This window comes from Nonomuraea sp. NPDC049646 (assembly GCF_044465525.1).
Classification (GTDB): domain Bacteria; phylum Actinomycetota; class Actinomycetes; order Streptosporangiales; family Streptosporangiaceae; genus Nonomuraea.
The window spans coordinates 418,883-432,575 of sequence record NZ_JBITLU010000001.1 but is presented as its reverse complement, the minus strand read 5'-3'; the positions used below and the strand labels follow the sequence as shown (position 1 = coordinate 432,575).

At 75.3% G+C, this 13,693-nt stretch carries 15 protein-coding genes; 10 read left to right on the top strand and 5 right to left on the bottom strand.

Annotated features, from left to right (window positions below; all coding sequences use genetic code 11):
* The first annotated feature begins 205 nt into the window (after window positions 1–205).
* Both ACIBQ8_RS02060 and ACIBQ8_RS02055 read left to right on the top strand, forming a co-directional pair.
* Complete coding sequence (locus ACIBQ8_RS02060) at window positions 206–1,801, top strand: PP2C family protein-serine/threonine phosphatase (protein WP_397190735.1); 1,596 nt, start codon at window positions 206–208, stop codon at window positions 1,799–1,801.
* Window positions 1,798–2,856, top strand: a complete 1,059-nt coding sequence (locus tag ACIBQ8_RS02055; RefSeq protein WP_397168266.1) for a B12-binding domain-containing protein — start codon at window positions 1,798–1,800, stop codon at window positions 2,854–2,856. Before ACIBQ8_RS02060 ends, ACIBQ8_RS02055 begins: the two co-directional genes overlap by 4 nt.
* Before the next feature lie 13 nt (window positions 2,857–2,869).
* Here ACIBQ8_RS02055 and ACIBQ8_RS02050 read toward each other — a convergent pair whose 3' ends face one another.
* On the bottom strand, window positions 2,870–3,511 hold the full coding sequence (locus ACIBQ8_RS02050; protein WP_397168264.1) for a 4a-hydroxytetrahydrobiopterin dehydratase: 642 nt from the start codon (window positions 3,509–3,511) through the stop codon (window positions 2,870–2,872).
* A 108-nt stretch (window positions 3,512–3,619) separates the two neighbouring features.
* On the opposite strand from ACIBQ8_RS02050, the gene ACIBQ8_RS02045 reads away from it, so the two are divergent.
* Both ACIBQ8_RS02045 and ACIBQ8_RS02040 read left to right on the top strand, forming a co-directional pair.
* Window positions 3,620–3,766, top strand: a complete 147-nt coding sequence (locus tag ACIBQ8_RS02045) for a hypothetical protein (RefSeq protein ID WP_364334320.1) — start codon at window positions 3,620–3,622, stop codon at window positions 3,764–3,766.
* Window positions 3,724–4,062: a hypothetical protein gene (locus tag ACIBQ8_RS02040; RefSeq protein WP_397168262.1), complete on the top strand. Its 339-nt coding sequence runs from the start codon at window positions 3,724–3,726 to the stop codon at window positions 4,060–4,062. Before ACIBQ8_RS02045 ends, ACIBQ8_RS02040 begins: the two co-directional genes overlap by 43 nt.
* Before the next feature lie 25 nt (window positions 4,063–4,087).
* Here ACIBQ8_RS02040 and ACIBQ8_RS02035 read toward each other — a convergent pair whose 3' ends face one another.
* Together ACIBQ8_RS02035 and ACIBQ8_RS02030 are read right to left on the bottom strand one after the other, a co-directional pair.
* Window positions 4,088–4,549 carry a VOC family protein gene (locus ACIBQ8_RS02035; protein WP_397190734.1) on the bottom strand — a complete coding sequence of 154 codons (462 nt, stop codon included), beginning with the start codon at window positions 4,547–4,549 and terminating at the stop codon, window positions 4,088–4,090.
* Window positions 4,550–4,599: 50 nt separating this feature from the next.
* Window positions 4,600–5,529, bottom strand: a complete 930-nt coding sequence (locus ACIBQ8_RS02030) for a LysR family transcriptional regulator (protein WP_397190733.1) — start codon at window positions 5,527–5,529, stop codon at window positions 4,600–4,602.
* 72 nt (window positions 5,530–5,601) lie between these two features.
* Between ACIBQ8_RS02030 and ACIBQ8_RS02025 the strand changes: the two genes are divergently transcribed.
* The 4 genes from ACIBQ8_RS02025 (at window position 5,602) to ACIBQ8_RS02010 (ending at window position 9,342) form a co-directional block, all read left to right on the top strand.
* A complete protein-coding gene (locus ACIBQ8_RS02025) occupies window positions 5,602–6,549 on the top strand; it encodes an NAD-dependent epimerase/dehydratase family protein (RefSeq protein WP_397190732.1) in 948 nt (315 codons plus the stop codon).
* Window positions 6,550–6,555: 6 nt separating this feature from the next.
* A complete protein-coding gene (locus ACIBQ8_RS02020) occupies window positions 6,556–7,428 on the top strand; it encodes an aldo/keto reductase (RefSeq protein WP_397168256.1) in 873 nt (290 codons plus the stop codon).
* Between the two features lie 60 nt (window positions 7,429–7,488).
* Window positions 7,489–8,532 (top strand): response regulator transcription factor, encoded by a 1,044-nt coding sequence (locus ACIBQ8_RS02015; protein WP_397190731.1) that lies wholly within the window; start codon window positions 7,489–7,491, stop codon window positions 8,530–8,532.
* An 87-nt stretch (window positions 8,533–8,619) separates the two neighbouring features.
* Complete coding sequence (locus ACIBQ8_RS02010; RefSeq protein ID WP_397168253.1) at window positions 8,620–9,342, top strand: hypothetical protein; 723 nt, start codon at window positions 8,620–8,622, stop codon at window positions 9,340–9,342.
* Window positions 9,343–9,581: 239 nt separating this feature from the next.
* Here the strand turns inward: ACIBQ8_RS02010 and ACIBQ8_RS02005 are convergent, their stop codons facing one another.
* Both ACIBQ8_RS02005 and ACIBQ8_RS02000 read right to left on the bottom strand, forming a co-directional pair.
* Complete coding sequence (locus ACIBQ8_RS02005) at window positions 9,582–10,931, bottom strand: S8 family peptidase (protein ID WP_397168251.1); 1,350 nt, start codon at window positions 10,929–10,931, stop codon at window positions 9,582–9,584.
* Between the two features lie 90 nt (window positions 10,932–11,021).
* The gene (locus tag ACIBQ8_RS02000) at window positions 11,022–11,990 is read right to left on the bottom strand and encodes an EamA family transporter (protein WP_397190730.1); all 969 of its coding nucleotides are present in this window, start codon (window positions 11,988–11,990) and stop codon (window positions 11,022–11,024) included.
* 219 nt (window positions 11,991–12,209) lie between these two features.
* Here ACIBQ8_RS02000 and ACIBQ8_RS01995 point away from each other — a divergent pair, with 219 nt between their 5' ends.
* A complete protein-coding gene (locus ACIBQ8_RS01995; protein ID WP_397168248.1) occupies window positions 12,210–13,031 on the top strand; it encodes a lysostaphin resistance A-like protein in 822 nt (273 codons plus the stop codon).
* The gene (gene lexA, locus ACIBQ8_RS01990; protein ID WP_397190729.1) at window positions 13,028–13,687 is read left to right on the top strand and encodes a transcriptional repressor LexA; all 660 of its coding nucleotides are present in this window, start codon (window positions 13,028–13,030) and stop codon (window positions 13,685–13,687) included. Before ACIBQ8_RS01995 ends, lexA begins: the two co-directional genes overlap by 4 nt.
* The last annotated feature ends 6 nt before the right edge of the window (window positions 13,688–13,693 follow it).

The following is a 13,693-nucleotide window of genomic DNA, read 5'->3' as shown; positions in this document are numbered from 1 at the left end:
GGCCGGGCGGGGGACATGATGTGAGACGGGCACGATCAGACGGTAGACCACCCGGCGACCACTCCGGCAAACGCGTCCGGAGACGTGCCCCCGAGGGTGCCGCGGCTAAAAATGCGACAAAGACGATTCGGCGTCGGGAAAGCCGTGCAGGTCACGTCAGTAGAGTGACAATGTCGTAGGTGATCACGAACGGGGCGCGATCGGCATGCTGGGGGAGGACACGCCGTACCCGATGCTGGTCGCCGACGCCTCGGGCGCCGTCGAGCGGGCGAACGCCGCCGCCCGGTCGCTGCTGGGCGAGGCGCCGCGGATCGCGCCGGACTGGCTGGCCCGCGCCCACCACGACCTGTGCGCCCGCCTGGCCGCCTCGCCCGCCGCCGAAGGCGCGCCCGACGCCGGGAGCCTGCCCGAGCCCGCGCGGGGACCGGTCGGGGAGCGGGTGTTCGAGGCCCACCCCGTGCTAGCCGGGCGCGACCGCGTCACCTGGTGGCTGGTCGACGTCACCACGCGGGAGCGGGCCATGGAGCTGCTGCGGGCCGAGCGGGACTCGACCGCGTCCATGGTGGCGGCGGCCACCGAGCTGCTGTCCTCGCTCAACCTCGACCGCTGCCTGGAGGCGGTCGCCCGCCTGGCCGTCACGCACCTCGCCCACGCCGCCCGGGTCGTCGTGCCGTTCGGCCCGCGCCGGTACGAGGTCGCCTACAACGAGGCCGGCGGCGAGGCCGTGCGCCGGAACCTGGACATCGATCCGCGGTCCATGCCGGGGCTGGCCGAGGCGCTGCGGGCCTTCCCGCCGGTGCCCGCCCGCTGGGTGGACCCCGGGCGGGCGCCCGGCTGGGTGCTGGGCGAGGGGCGGCACGACACGCGTTCCGTGGCGGTGATCTCGCTGCCCGGCTACGGCCTGCCCGCGGGGGCGCTGGTCCTGCTGCGCTCGGCGGCCGGCTTCTCCCCGGCCGAGGAGGCGTTCGCCCGGCTGTTCGTGGCCCGGGCCGGCACCGCGATCTCCATCGCCCGCGTGTACGCCGAGCAGGGGGCCATCGCCGAGACGCTGATGGCCGACCTGCTGCCGCCGATGACGCCGTACCTCGACGTCGCCGACGTGGCGGCCCGCTACCGGGCGGCGGGCCACGGCGCGCTGGTCGGCGGGGACTTCTACGACGTGCACCCGGTCGCCGGATCGGGCGGGGCGGCGCTGGTGGTGCTCGGCGACGTCTCGGGCAAGGGGCTGGAGGCCGCCGTGCTGACCGGCAAGATCCGCAACACGCTGCGCGCCCTGCTGCCGCTGGCCGACGACCACCAGCGCGTGCTGGAACGGCTCAACGAGGTGCTGCTCGCCGGGCCAAGCCCGCGCTACGTCACGCTGGTGCTGGCCGGGGTCGAGCGCCGCGGCCACCGGCTGGAGCTGCGGCTGACCAGCGCGGGCCATCCGCCGCCGATGATCGTCCGCAACGACGGCCGGGTGGAGGACGCCCGCACCCAAGGCACCCTGATCGGCCTGCTCGACCAGATCACCAGCGTCACCCAGACGGTGCTCCTGGACCCCGGCGAGACGTGCCTGCTCTACAGCGACGGCGTCATCGAGGCCAGGGGCGGCCCGCTGGGCGACGAGATGTTCGGCGACGACCGGCTGCGCGAGGAGCTGCGGCAGTGCGTCGGCATGCCGGCCGCCGCGCTGGCCGAACGCGTCCAGATGCTCGCCTCCCAGTGGGCGGGCGAGCGGGAGCGCGACGACATCGCCATCGTCGCCATCGGCGCGCCGCGCGAGTCCGCCGACGGCCCGGCCGGAGGTCCTCCGGCGTGAGCGCCTCCGGCATGCGGGACGAGATCGAGCGCTGCGTCGAGGCGCTGCGGGCGGCGGCGACGTCCGGCGACGAGTACGCCGCCATCGACGCCGCGCGGGCCGGTCTGGACGCCGGCGTGCCCCTGGAGACCATGCTCCTGGACGTCGTCGCCGTCGCGCAGGCCCGCGTGGGCCTGGACTGGGCGGCCAACCGGCTCACCGTGGCCCAGGAGCACACGGCGACCGCCGTCCACGAGCGGGTGCTGGCCGTGCTGGCCCACGAGCCGGGCGCGCGCGGCCACCGCGTCGCGCCGGTCAAGGGGCGGGTGAGCGTGGCGTGCGTGGACGGCGAGTGGCACACCTTCCCGGCCCGGCTGCTGGCCGAGGTGCTCCGGCTGCGCGGCTGGCAGGTGGACTACCTGGGCGCGCACGTGCCGACCGCGCACCTGGTCGTGCACGTGCACAGGACCGCCCCGGCCGCGGTCGCGCTGTCCGGGTCGCTCGCCACCCGGCTGCCCGCCGCGCACGCGGCCATCAGCGCCTGCCAGGCGGCGGGCGCGCCCGTGCTCGTCGGCGGCGCCGCCTTCGGGCCCGACGGCCGCTACGCCCGCCTGCTCGGAGCCGACGCCTGGGCGCCCGACGCGCGGGCCGCCGCCGACCTGCTCGACGCCGGGCCGCCGCGCCGGGCCGCGACCGGGCTGAGCCCGGGACGGCCGCCGCACCTGGCCGGCCCCGAGTTCACGGCGCTCACCGACCGGGCGCCCGAGCTGGTCAGAGGCGTCATGCAGGAGCTGGACGAGCACGTGCCCGTCACCGGGGGCGAGGAGCCGACCGGCCACACCGCCGAGGACGTCGCCTACGTCGTCGACTACCTCAAGGCCGCCGCCTACGTCGACGACCCCGGCCTGTTCACGTCCTTCATCGGCTGGATGGCGGAGGTGCTGGCGGCGCGCGGCGCGCCGGCCCGGGTGCTGGCAGTCACGCTGGACGCGCTGTCCGCCCGCCTGGCCGGCCTGCCGCGCACCCGCGAGCTGCTCGCGGAGGCACGGGCCGGGCTGCCCGACGGCCCCCGCTGACCGCCGCCGCGGCTCAGTCGCGCTCCTGCCAGGTGCACAGGCAGACGTTGTTGCCCTCGGGGTCGGCCAGCACCCAGAACCGCGGCGCCTCGTCGGTGTGCACCAGCCGCCCGCCCGCCGCCAGCGCCGCGTCGATCCGGGGCTGGACCTGCGCGGGCTCCACCCACACGTCGAGGTGCCAGCGCTGGCGGGGCTCCTCGTCGCCGGACGGCTGGAACCACACGCCGGGCAGCGCGCCGGCCGGGTCGTGCAGGTCGCCCCGGTCGTCGGCGGGCATCGCCAGCACCGCCCCCCAGAACGGCCGGACCGTCTCCCGCACGGGAGTGTCGAGGCCGAGTTCGAGCGCGGAGACCGACGCGGGGTCGAGGCGCACCCCGGCGTCGGCGGCCAGGGACGTGACCGCCCGCGCCAGCCGCAGGTCGCGCCCGGTGACGCCGCCCGCGTCGTGGCTGGACAGCCGGACGTCGACATGGGCGTAACGCAGGTCGAGGTCGGGATGGTGGTCCATCTCCTCGGCCACCGCCCCGATGGCGTCGACGAGCGCGAGCCCGGCCGCGAACGTGCCGGTGTGGATGCGGGTGTGCAGGCGGCCCAGCAGGTACGCCCACCCCGCCGGCCCCTCCTGTGCGATCTGCGCTCCGGTCAGCTTGGCCATACGGCCATTCTGGCAGCACACGTCTTCTGCCTTCCCCGCGATTGAGGTGAGCGCACCGGATCCGCCAGGCGGCAGACAGCCTGCGCATGCTCGGCTACCGTCCGCAGTATGGCGTACGACGACGAGCAGGAAGAGCGTCCGGTGTGCGGCATCTGCATGGGTGCCGGCGGGGAGTGGATCGACCGGAACGGCGACTCGAAGAAGCAGTCCACATGGGTGTCGTGCAAGTCCTGCAGCGGGACCGGCAGGAAGTGACGGACCCGATCACCTGCCCCGAATGCCGGGGCCGCCGCGGCGTGCAGCTCGGCGAGCTGTTCCTTTCCTGCACGTTCTGCGGCGGCCTCGGCCAGGTGGGCGGCGAGAACGAGCCCGCCGAGCGCGGCGCGGAACCGCCCCCGGACGGGCCGCCGCCGGCCTGGCGACACAACGTTTGGTCCGACCCGTGGATTGCCGAGACGCTGAAATGCCGCTTCTGCCTCGGCTCGAAGAAGGTGACCCACATCGAAGCGGGCACGCTGCTCATCGTGCCATGCAGGTGTGCCGACGACTGATTCCTCAGCCGGACGTCCTGGATGGTCAGTCGAGGCAGAACTCGTTGCCCTCCGGGTCGGTCAGCACGATGTGGCCGGCGCCGAACGGCGGCTCGGGCTCGTGCCGCCGCACCCGCGTCGCGCCCAGCCCGACCAGCCGCTCGCACTCGGCCTCCAGCGCCGCCATGCGCTCCTCGCCGCGCAGCCCGGGAGCGGCCCGGACGTCGAGGTGCACGCGGTTCTTGCCGGACCTGCCCTCCGGCACCCGCTGGAAGAACACCCGGGGGCCGCGGCCTTCGGGGTCCTCGATGGCCGACCGCGCGTCGCGCTCCTCCTCGGGGACGCCCGCCCTGGCCAGGAAGTCGTCCCAGGCGGCCAGCGGGTCGGCGCCCTGCGGCAGCTCGACCCCGGGCGGGCCGGGGTGGACGTAGCGCAGCGCGTCACGCCAGAACGTCGACAGCGCCTTCGGGTCGTGGGCGTCGAAGGTGATCTGGACATGGCGGCTCATCTGAATCACTCCGTTCGGTGCAGGAAGAGGTTCCCGGGACCACTGTGGCATCAGCGGCGGACAGGATCGGTCCGCTGCCGTCCCAGGGCCGTGGCTTCCTCGCGCAGCCACTCGACCAGCGTCGGCACCAGCGGGTGGTCGCGCCGCGGGGCGGTGGCGATCCCGATGTAGCGGGCCGGGCGCGGCGGGTTCAGCGGCACGACGGCCAGGCCGGGCGTGTCGCGCGCCAGGCAGATGGACGGCACCAGGCTGACGCCCAGCCCGGCCGCCGTGAGCGCCTGCGCCAGGTGGTAGTCGGTGGTGGAGCCGCTGACCCGCAGCTCGAACCCGGCCGCGGCGGCGTACCCGCGCAGGAACGCCTCGGTCTTGGAGCAGCCGATCACCCACGGCTGCTCGGCCAGCTCGGTCAGGTCCAGCGACGCCCGGCCGGCCAGCGGATGGGCGGCCGGCAGCGCCACCGACAGAGGGTCCTCGGCCAGCGGCGTCCAGGCCAGCCCCGTGCGGTCGCCGGGCAGCACCGGCAACGGCCCGTCGAAGTGGTAGGCGATCGCCAGGTCCGCCTCGCCGCGGCGGACCAGCGGCAGGCTGTCCTCCGGCTCCCGCTCGACCACGTTCGTCGCGACCTCGGGATGGGCGGCGACGAACCGCGCCAGCACGCCGGGCAGCAGCGCGCGGCCGCCGCTGGTGAAGGTGGCCACGGTCAGCCGCCGGCGCCCCGAGGCCAGCTCGTCGATCCGCTCCCGGGCGTGCCGCAGCTCGGCCGCGATCGTCTCGGCCGTCTCCACCAGCAGCCGGCCCGGCTCGGTGAGGGCCACGCCCCGGGTGCTGCGGGTGACGACCGGGGTGCCGAGCTGCCGTTCCAGCGCGGCGATCTGCTGCGAGACGGCGGACGGCGTGAGCAGCATCGCGGCCGCCGCCCGGTTGAAGCTGCCGTGCGCGGCCACCTCCCGCAGCACCCTGAGCCGGTGGGCGTCGATCAACAGTTCTCCTTAACACAAGACCAGTGAGTCACCACTACCACTGCTGACCCGGTTCGGGCCAGTCTTGGCCGCATGCGACACATCTGCGTCATCGGCGGCAACCGCTACTTCGGCCGCCGCCTGATCGGCCTGCTGCTGGCCGGCGGGGACCGCGTGACCGTGGTCAACCGGGGCTCGGCCGCGCCGCCGCCCGGGGCCGAGCACGTCGTCGCCGACCGGGCGGACGCGGCGGCCCTCGCCCGCGCCCTGGACGGCCGGGCCTTCGACGCCGTCGTGGACCAGGTCTGCTACACGCCCCAGCACGCCGACGTCGCCCGCCGGGTCTTCGCCGGCCGCGCCGCCCGCTACGTGATGACCTCCACCATGGAGGTCTACGACCCGGCCACCTCGCCGTCCCTGCTGCCTCCGGCCGCGGCCCCGGTGCGCGAGGAGGCGGTCGAGGCCGCGTCCTGGCCGGTGGACCGCGGCCTGCCGTGGGGGTCGCCGGACGCCCTGTCCCGGCTGCTCGGCGAGGCGGCCGCGTACGCGGAGGGCAAACGCCAGGCCGAGGCCGTGTTCGCCCGGGACCCGGCCTTCCCGTTCCTCGCCGTGCGCAGCGCCCACGTGCTCGGCGGCGGGGACGCCGACTTCACCGGACGGCTGCGCCACTACGTGGACCGCGTACGCGCCGGGCTGCCGGTCGCCGTGCACCGCGACCCGGCCCCGACGTCGTTTGTCCACCACGCGGAGATCGCCGCGTTCCTGCACTGGACGGCGACCGGCACCGACGTCACCGGCGCGCTCAACGCCGCCTCGCGCGACGCGCTGACCGTCACCGGCCTGTGCGCGGCCGTCGCCGCCGCGACCGGCTCGCCGGCCCCCGCCTACCGGGTGGTGACCGGCGGCGAGCCCGCCTCGCCGTTCTCCTTCGACCGCTCCTACGCCCTCGACACCGGCCGGGCCGCCGCGCTCGGCTTCACCTTCAGCGACGTCGCGGCCTGGCTGCCGCGAGCCGTCGCCGACCTGCTCCAGGAAGGCTGACCAAACATGATCACCCGTCGTGTCGGAACCGCCGAGGTCGGCGCCGTCGGCCTGGGCGCCATGCCGCTGTCCATCGAGGGCCGTCCGGACCGCGCCCGCGCGATCGCCACCGTGCACGCCGCCCTCGACGCGGGCCTCACCCTGATCGACACGGCCGACTCCTACCACTGGCACGCCGGCGAGCGCGGCCACAACGAGGAGCTCGTCGCCGAGGCCCTGGCCACCTGGTCCGGCGACGCCTCCGGCGTGCTGGTCGCCACGAAGGGCGGGCGCGGCCGTCCCGGCGACGGCTCCTGGACGGTCGACGGCCGTCCCGACCGCCTCAGGGCCGCCTGCGAGGGCTCCCTGCGCCGCCTGCGCGTCGAGGCGATCGGCCTCTACCAGCTGCACAAGCCCGACCCGGACGTCCCGTGGGCGGAGTCGGTGGGCGCGCTGCGCGACCTCCTCGACGCGGGCCTCATCCGCGCGGCCGGCGTCTCCAACGTGACCTGCGAGCAGATCCACGAGGCCAGGGCCGTCCTCGGCGACCGCCTGGTCTCGGTGCAGAACCGCTACAGCCCTCAGCACCGCGACAGCCTGCCCGAGCTGCGGCTGTGCGACCGCCTCGGCATCGCCTTCCTGCCGTGGAGCCCCCTCGGCGGCATCGCCCGCAGCGCCCTGGACGGCCCCGGCGCAGCCCCGCCGCGCACCCCCTTCCACGAGGTGGCCGAGGAACGCGGCCGCACCCCGCAGCAGGTCTGCCTGGCCTGGCATCTGGCGCACTCCGCGCACGTCGTCCCCATTCCGGGGGCCACCCGGCCGGAGTCGGTGCGGGCGTCGGCGGAGGCGACGGCCCTGACGCTGACCGGTGACGAGCTGCGGCGGCTGGATGTGACCTGACGTAGCCGAACGGCTACCCGGCGCTTGCCGGGTGGGGGTGCGGCGTGCTGACCTGGCCGCGTGAGCTCATGCCAGGACCGCGTGGTCCACGAGGTGCGCACCCTGATGGACCGGGGCGTCGCGGCCGAGCACGTCGGCGCCGCCGTGTCCGCCGCCATCGCCCCGCTGCTGCCGCACGACGCGCTGAGGCTGGTCGGCACCAGCCCGGCGACCGGGCTCGGGCAGGGCTCGTTCAGCTTCTGGCACCGCTACGAACGCGAGCTGGCCGTCTCCCTGCTCGCCCACCGCCGCGCCCACGGCGACCCGTGCCGGCCGGCGTCGCTGGCCCGGCTGCGGGTGCCGGTCGCGGTGGCCGGCGCCGAGGAGGGGGCGCGGCGGGCGTTCGCGGCCTGCGGCGCCTCCTGCGAGCTGCGGCTGCTACTGCGGGACGGGCGCGGCGGCGTGTGGGGCCTGCTCGGGCTGGTCCGGGCCTGCGACGCCCCCCCGTTCAGCCAGGACGACCTGCGCAGGGCCACGCTGCTCGCCCCGGCCCTGATGGCTGCGCTGCGCAGGTACGTCACCGCCGCCCCGCTCGCCCCCACCTCGCCCGCCCTGCCCGCCGGGGTGATCGTCGTCGGCCCCGACCGCGGCGTCCGCGCCGTGACGCCGCAGGCCAGGGCGTGGCTCGACCGGCTGCGCCGCCCCGACCGGTACGGCGTGCACGCCTGGCTGGCCGACACGTTCGTCACGGCCCTGGCCGCCGACGCCGCCGAGCACGCGCGCGGCGCGGACGCCGGCCGGCCGGTCATCTGCGCCCCGGCGGCCCGGTACGGCCGCTGGCTCGCCGTCGAGGGCCAGGCTCTCGACGGGGACGGCAGGGGCGAGGTGGCGGTGGTGATCCAGGCGGCGACCGGCGGCCTGCTGCTGCCCTCGTTCTGCGACTGGTACGCCCTCACCCCGCGCGAGCGCGGCGTCCTCGACCTGCTGTGCGCCGGAGCCGCCCCGAAGCAGATCGCCCGGCTGCTCGACCTGTCCGGACACACCGTGCACGACCACCTCAAAGCGATCTTCCGCAAGACCGGCGCGAGCGGCCGGGACGAGCTCATGGCCGCCTTCACCGCCTGAACGCCATCCCCAACCCTGGGGGGCTGCCCCCGCCGCCGCCCCGCCCGACCATGAGGGAGTACGCAGCACTACCAGGGGAGGCACCCGATGACCCAGATCTCAACCCCCGCCCGCCGCCAGGTCGAACGCTTCCTGGACTTCTCCGACCACGTCGGGGGCCTGGAGGAGGCCGACGTGCTGGCCCTCCTGCGCGACCACGACATCACCACGCTGGAGCAGCTCGTCGCCAAGGCGGTCAGGGCGCCGCGCTCGGCCGAGCCCGTGCCGGCGGACCCCGCCAGGACGCTCGCCCGGCCCAAGGCCGCCACAGCGCTCGCCACCGCACGCATCACCCATCCCGCGCCCGCCATGGCGGTGGTCGTGGACGGAGTCGAGCACGACCCGGCGGACCTGACCCGGTTCGACGGCCGCCCGCTGACCTACCTCTACCACCCCGAGCGCCTGACGGCGGTCACCGACGACACCGCGGTCAACGGCGCGCTGTGGGCCGCGGCGCTGCTGCGCGACCCGCGTCCGGCCACGCGGGGCGAGGTGCAGATGTTCGAGCACGTCGAGTACGCCGGCGACTGGTTCTGGTGCCCGGCCCGCCAGGCCTACAACGACCTGACCGACGTCCATCACGGCCCGCTGCACCTGCACGACTGGAACGACGTCATCAGCTCCATGGGCGGCACGAACTGCACGGTCCGCTACTACGAGCACATCAACTTCGGCGGCAGCTCGCTGATCGTGCCGCCCTTCTCCGACATCCCGAACCTCGTCCCCAGCGGGTGGAACGACCGGATCTCCTCGGTCTGGAACCACGGCTGACCCTTCGTCCACCGGCCCTCCCCGGCGGACGGGGGGGGGGGGGGGCCCCGCGGGGGGGGGGGGCCGCGCCGGGGGGGGGGGCCGCGGGGGGGGGGGCGGGGGGGGGGGGCGCGCGGCCGGGGGGGGGGGGGGGGGGCGGGCCCGCCGGGCGCCCCCCCCCCCCCCCCGCGCGCCCCCCCGCCCCCCGGGGGGGGGGGGCGCCCGCCCCCCCCGGGGGGCCCCCCCCCCCCGCCGCGGTTTCAGGCGGCCCGGGTGCGGTGCGAGCGGAGCGCGGCCAGGACGCCGGCGGGGTTGACGATGCCGTACCCGTAGTCGTGGTCGAAGCCGACCGTGCTTCGGTCCTCGGCGGTGCGGTTGAGCAGCGTGCGAAGCTGCGCGGGCGACAACTTGGTGGACGGGTGGCGGGTGCGCAGGGCGGCGATGACGCCGGCCACCACGGGGCAGGAGGTGGAGGTGCCGGTGTCGGGCGTGCCGGGGCCGCCGGCCTCGGAACCGGTGTAGTGGGTGTAGGCGGCCAGGTCGGGCTTGTGGTCGCCCAGCCGGGCCGGCCCCTGCGAGGAGTAGCCGACGCGCTCGCCGCGGGTGTCGACCCCGGCCACCGTGACCACCTTCGGGTGGCCGTTGCCGCCCACGATGTCGGTGAACCCGCAGCTCGCAGCCGGGCAGTCGCGTCCGCAGTTGCCCGCCGCGAACACGATGTCGGCCCCGGCGTGCTCCAGGGCGGAGATCATGACGTTGAACGGGTGCATCGGGTTGTCGGAGTAGTTGCCGGGGTGGCCGGGCGGGAAGTCCTGCTGCGGGTTGTACAGGCCCCAGCTGTTGCTGACGACCAGCGAGCGGGACTCGGCCGGCATGGCCTCCAGGATCCCGCGCAGGTGGGTGTAGGCGGCCACGGCGTCGGACAGCATGCCCTCGACCGTGCCCTTCCTGCTCTGCAGGACGGCGACGTCGAGCAGCGTCGAGCGCGGGGCGGCGAGCTGGGTGTTGAAGGCGCACAGGCTGCCGTGCTCCACCGGGTAGCGCCCCGGCGTGGGCGTGACGCCGGGCGGGGCCCAGCTGTGCCCGGCGTCGAGGGTGACCTGGCGGCCGAGCTTGGTGCTCACGTGGTCGGCGTTGACGCCGCCGTCCACGACCGCCAGGTTGACGCCGTGGCCGTCGTAGCCGGCCGCGCGCAGGTCGGAGGCGTGCAGCAGCCGTTCGACGTCGTGCCAGTCGCCGACCGGGCCGGTGTCGGCGCAGGTCAGGTTGGGGTGGATGGACGGGTCGGCGAACACGCCGACGACCTCGCGTACGGACGACGACAACAGCGCCAGCCTGGACGGCAGGTCGTCGTCGGACAGCTCGCCGCGCACGAGCACGCTGGCGTGCTCGGCCGACAGGGAGAAGCCAAGCGGCCGGTTGAGCGACGACAGCAGGCCGCCCGAGGGCGAGGCGGGCAGCGCGCGCGGCAGGGCCAGCGGGGCGAACGCCTGGTCCAGGACGATTCCCGGCAGGTCTCCTGCCACGTCGGCGACGGTGGCGGTCACGCCGGGGTCGAGGACGGCTTCGACGGTTTCACGGGCGGGGCGGAGCTGGATCAGGACACGCAAAGCTCCACCTCCTCTCTCGGGACGGGATGGGACAGTCGTTGCTTCCCCTTGTAAATACCCGTTGTAGTGAATTAACTACTTACAGTAGTGTCAGCACTTCATTGCTCCCGAGGTCACCTCTTTGTCGCCATCCAGCCCCGTCGCTCGGGACGCTCGCGTGCGGTGGGTCGCGGTCTGGGCGAGGAGCGCGCCCGACAGCACGATCACGCCGCCCGCGATCTGCAACCCGCCCAGGCCCTCGCCGAGCACCGCCCAGGCCGCCAGCGCCCCGCCGATGACCTCCAGCGACGCCACCGTGGCGCCCACCGCGGCCGACAGCCGCCGCACCGCGTTCACCCCGAGGACGTACGCCACCACGCTGGCGACCACCACCATCCAGGCGAAGGCCACCGGCACGGGCAGCGTCAGGGCGCCCGGCGCGGGAGTGGCGGACGTCGTGAACGCCTCCCACCGCAGGGCCCACGGGCGGGCGACCGGGACCAGCGCCACGGCCGCGCCCGCCATGCCCCAGGCGACGAGCCCGAGCGGGTCGACGTCGTCCCCGAAGCTGTCGTTCATCAGGAAGTATCCGGCGGAGCAGGCCGCGGCCAGCAGGCCGAGGGCCAGGCCCAGCGCGTCCAGCCGCAGGTCGTGCCAGACCTCGGCGACGATCCCGAGCCCGGCCAGGGCGACGAGCGCCCCGCCGTAGGCCGCCCTCGGCAGCCGGACCTTGCGGACCAGCCGCACCCAGGCCGCCACCATGACCGGGGCCATGTAGACCAGCAGCAGGGCGACCCCCACCGGCAGGCGGGTGATCGCCGCGAAGTACAGCGACTGCACCCCGGCCACCGCCACGACCGCGTACAGCGCGAAGAACGGCCACCTGGCCCGCGGGATCCGCAGCGCCGCGGGCCTGACCGCGGCCAGCACGCCCAGCAGCAGCAGCCCGGCCGCCGCCATCCGCGCCCACACGGCCTCGATCGGCGTCAGCCCGGCCGCGACGAGGTACTTGGCCATCGGCCCCGAGAACGCGAAACACGCCGAGGACCCGAACGCGAGCGCGAGCCCCGCATACCTCATACCGCACCACCAGTACCGTCGCCACTGTCACCACTCGCCAGGAAGCCACGACCCTGACACGCGCCCCGGCGCGGGCGCAACGCGATTACCGGCCCTCAGCCGGTGGTCGTAGTCCCCGGGTGGCAGAGGCGGGCCGGCGATTCGGATCTTCGGCCGATGGGCGGCGGGAGCAGGCTCCTGAACACTTGGCGGGGCCCGCCCCCGGAGAAAGGTCCGCCCATGTTCCGACAGCTCGACGACCGCGTCACGTCGATCGTCTACATCGTCCTCGTGCTCGCCGTCTCGGCGGCCACCGCGCGCGTCGCCGAGGGGCTGGTGCTGGCCCTGTCGCCGCTGCTCACCGTGCTGGTGCTGCTGTTCGTCGTCACCCGGGAGGGTTGCTCCAGGGACGGGCTGCGCCGCCTCGGCCTGGGCCGGGCCGGGCTGCGCGCCTGGCCGGCCGCCGTCGCCGCCACCGCCGGGGTGTGCCTGCTGGCCACGGCGGGCGCGGTCGTCCTGGGGTTCGGACGGTTCACCGCGCCGCGGGGCGACTGGGCGCAGTCGGTGGCGGCCGTGCTCGTCACCGGGCCGATCCTGGCCTTCGCCGAGGAGATCGGCTGGCGCGGCTACCTGCAGCCCCGGCTCGCCTGGCTGGGGGAGCGCGCGTCCATGCTCGTCACCGGGGTGGTGTGGATCGCCTGGCATCTGCCGTACATCCTGTTCACGCCGTACTACCACGCCGAGGGGTCGCGGGCCGTCGTGCTGCCGCTGTTCGGCGGGTCGGTGATCGCGTTCTCGTTCCTCTTCGGGTACCTGCGGGTCATGTCCGGCAGCGTGTGGCCGGCCGTGCTGGCCCACTTCGCGCACAACGCGACGTTCGCCCTGCTGCTGGAGCACGCCGTCGCGACGGACCGGCCCGTGGTGGTGGCCGAGTACCTGGCCGGCGACACCGGGCTGTTCGTCCTGGCGGGCACGGCGGCCTGCGCCCTCGCGGCCGGGATCGCCCGTTCCGCCGGAGGCCGCCACCGCTCCGGCCGGCCGGCCTCTAGCATTCCTCTGTGACCACCTACGACGACCATGACACGTTCGAGCACCTGAACGTCTCGGCCCTGCCGCGACGACAGCAGCGGATCCTGGCCGCGATCCGCGACTGGGTGGTCAGGCACGGATACCCGCCGAGCACCCGCGAGCTGGCCCAGGCGGTCGGGCTGCGCTCGCCCTCGTCGGTCTCGAAGCACCTGAGGAGCCTGGAGGAGCAGGGCTTCCTCAGCCGCGGCGCGACGATGACCCGCCCGATCGACGTGCGCCTGTTCCTGCGGCCGCCGTCGGCCGAGCCGCCCGCCGGGCTGGTGAGCGTCCCCGTGGTCGGCGACATCGCCGCGGGCACGCCCATCCTCGCCGACGAGCACCTCGACGACACCCTGACCCTGCCCCGCGACCTCACCGGCCGCGGCACCGTGTTCGGCCTGCGGGTGCGCGGCGACTCGATGGTCGACGCGGCCATCTGCGACGGCGACATCGTGGTGGTGCGGCAGCAGCCCGAGGCGCACTCCGGGCAGATCGTCGCCGCCATGATCGACGGCGAGGCCACCGTGAAGGTCTACCGGCGGCGCGACGGGCACGTCCGGCTCGAACCGCGCAACCCCCGCTACGACGTCATCGACGGCGACCGGGCCGTGGTGCTGGGGATCGTGGTCTCGGTGATCCGCAGCGTGTGACCCGGC

What these genes read in the sequence shown, in the direction of transcription:
- ACIBQ8_RS02040 (WP_397168262.1), top strand. Translation starts at nt 3,724, where the DNA reads ATGGGTGTCGTGCAAGTCCTGCAGCGGGACCGGCAGGAAGTGACGGAC.
- ACIBQ8_RS02025 (WP_397190732.1), top strand. Translation starts at nt 5,602, where the DNA reads ATGCGACACATCTGCGTCATCGGCGGCAACCGCTACTTCGGCCGCCGC.
- ACIBQ8_RS02000 (WP_397190730.1), bottom strand. Translation starts at nt 11,990, where the DNA reads ATGAGGTATGCGGGGCTCGCGCTCGCGTTCGGGTCCTCGGCGTGTTTC.
- ACIBQ8_RS01995 (WP_397168248.1), top strand. Translation starts at nt 12,210, where the DNA reads ATGTTCCGACAGCTCGACGACCGCGTCACGTCGATCGTCTACATCGTC.
- ACIBQ8_RS02060 (WP_397190735.1), top strand. Translation starts at nt 206, where the DNA reads ATGCTGGGGGAGGACACGCCGTACCCGATGCTGGTCGCCGACGCCTCG.
- ACIBQ8_RS02035 (WP_397190734.1), bottom strand. Translation starts at nt 4,549, where the DNA reads ATGAGCCGCCATGTCCAGATCACCTTCGACGCCCACGACCCGAAGGCG.
- ACIBQ8_RS02045 (WP_364334320.1), top strand. Translation starts at nt 3,620, where the DNA reads ATGGCGTACGACGACGAGCAGGAAGAGCGTCCGGTGTGCGGCATCTGC.
- ACIBQ8_RS02010 (WP_397168253.1), top strand. Translation starts at nt 8,620, where the DNA reads ATGACCCAGATCTCAACCCCCGCCCGCCGCCAGGTCGAACGCTTCCTG.
- ACIBQ8_RS02020 (WP_397168256.1), top strand. Translation starts at nt 6,556, where the DNA reads ATGATCACCCGTCGTGTCGGAACCGCCGAGGTCGGCGCCGTCGGCCTG.
- ACIBQ8_RS02050 (WP_397168264.1), bottom strand. Translation starts at nt 3,511, where the DNA reads ATGGCCAAGCTGACCGGAGCGCAGATCGCACAGGAGGGGCCGGCGGGG.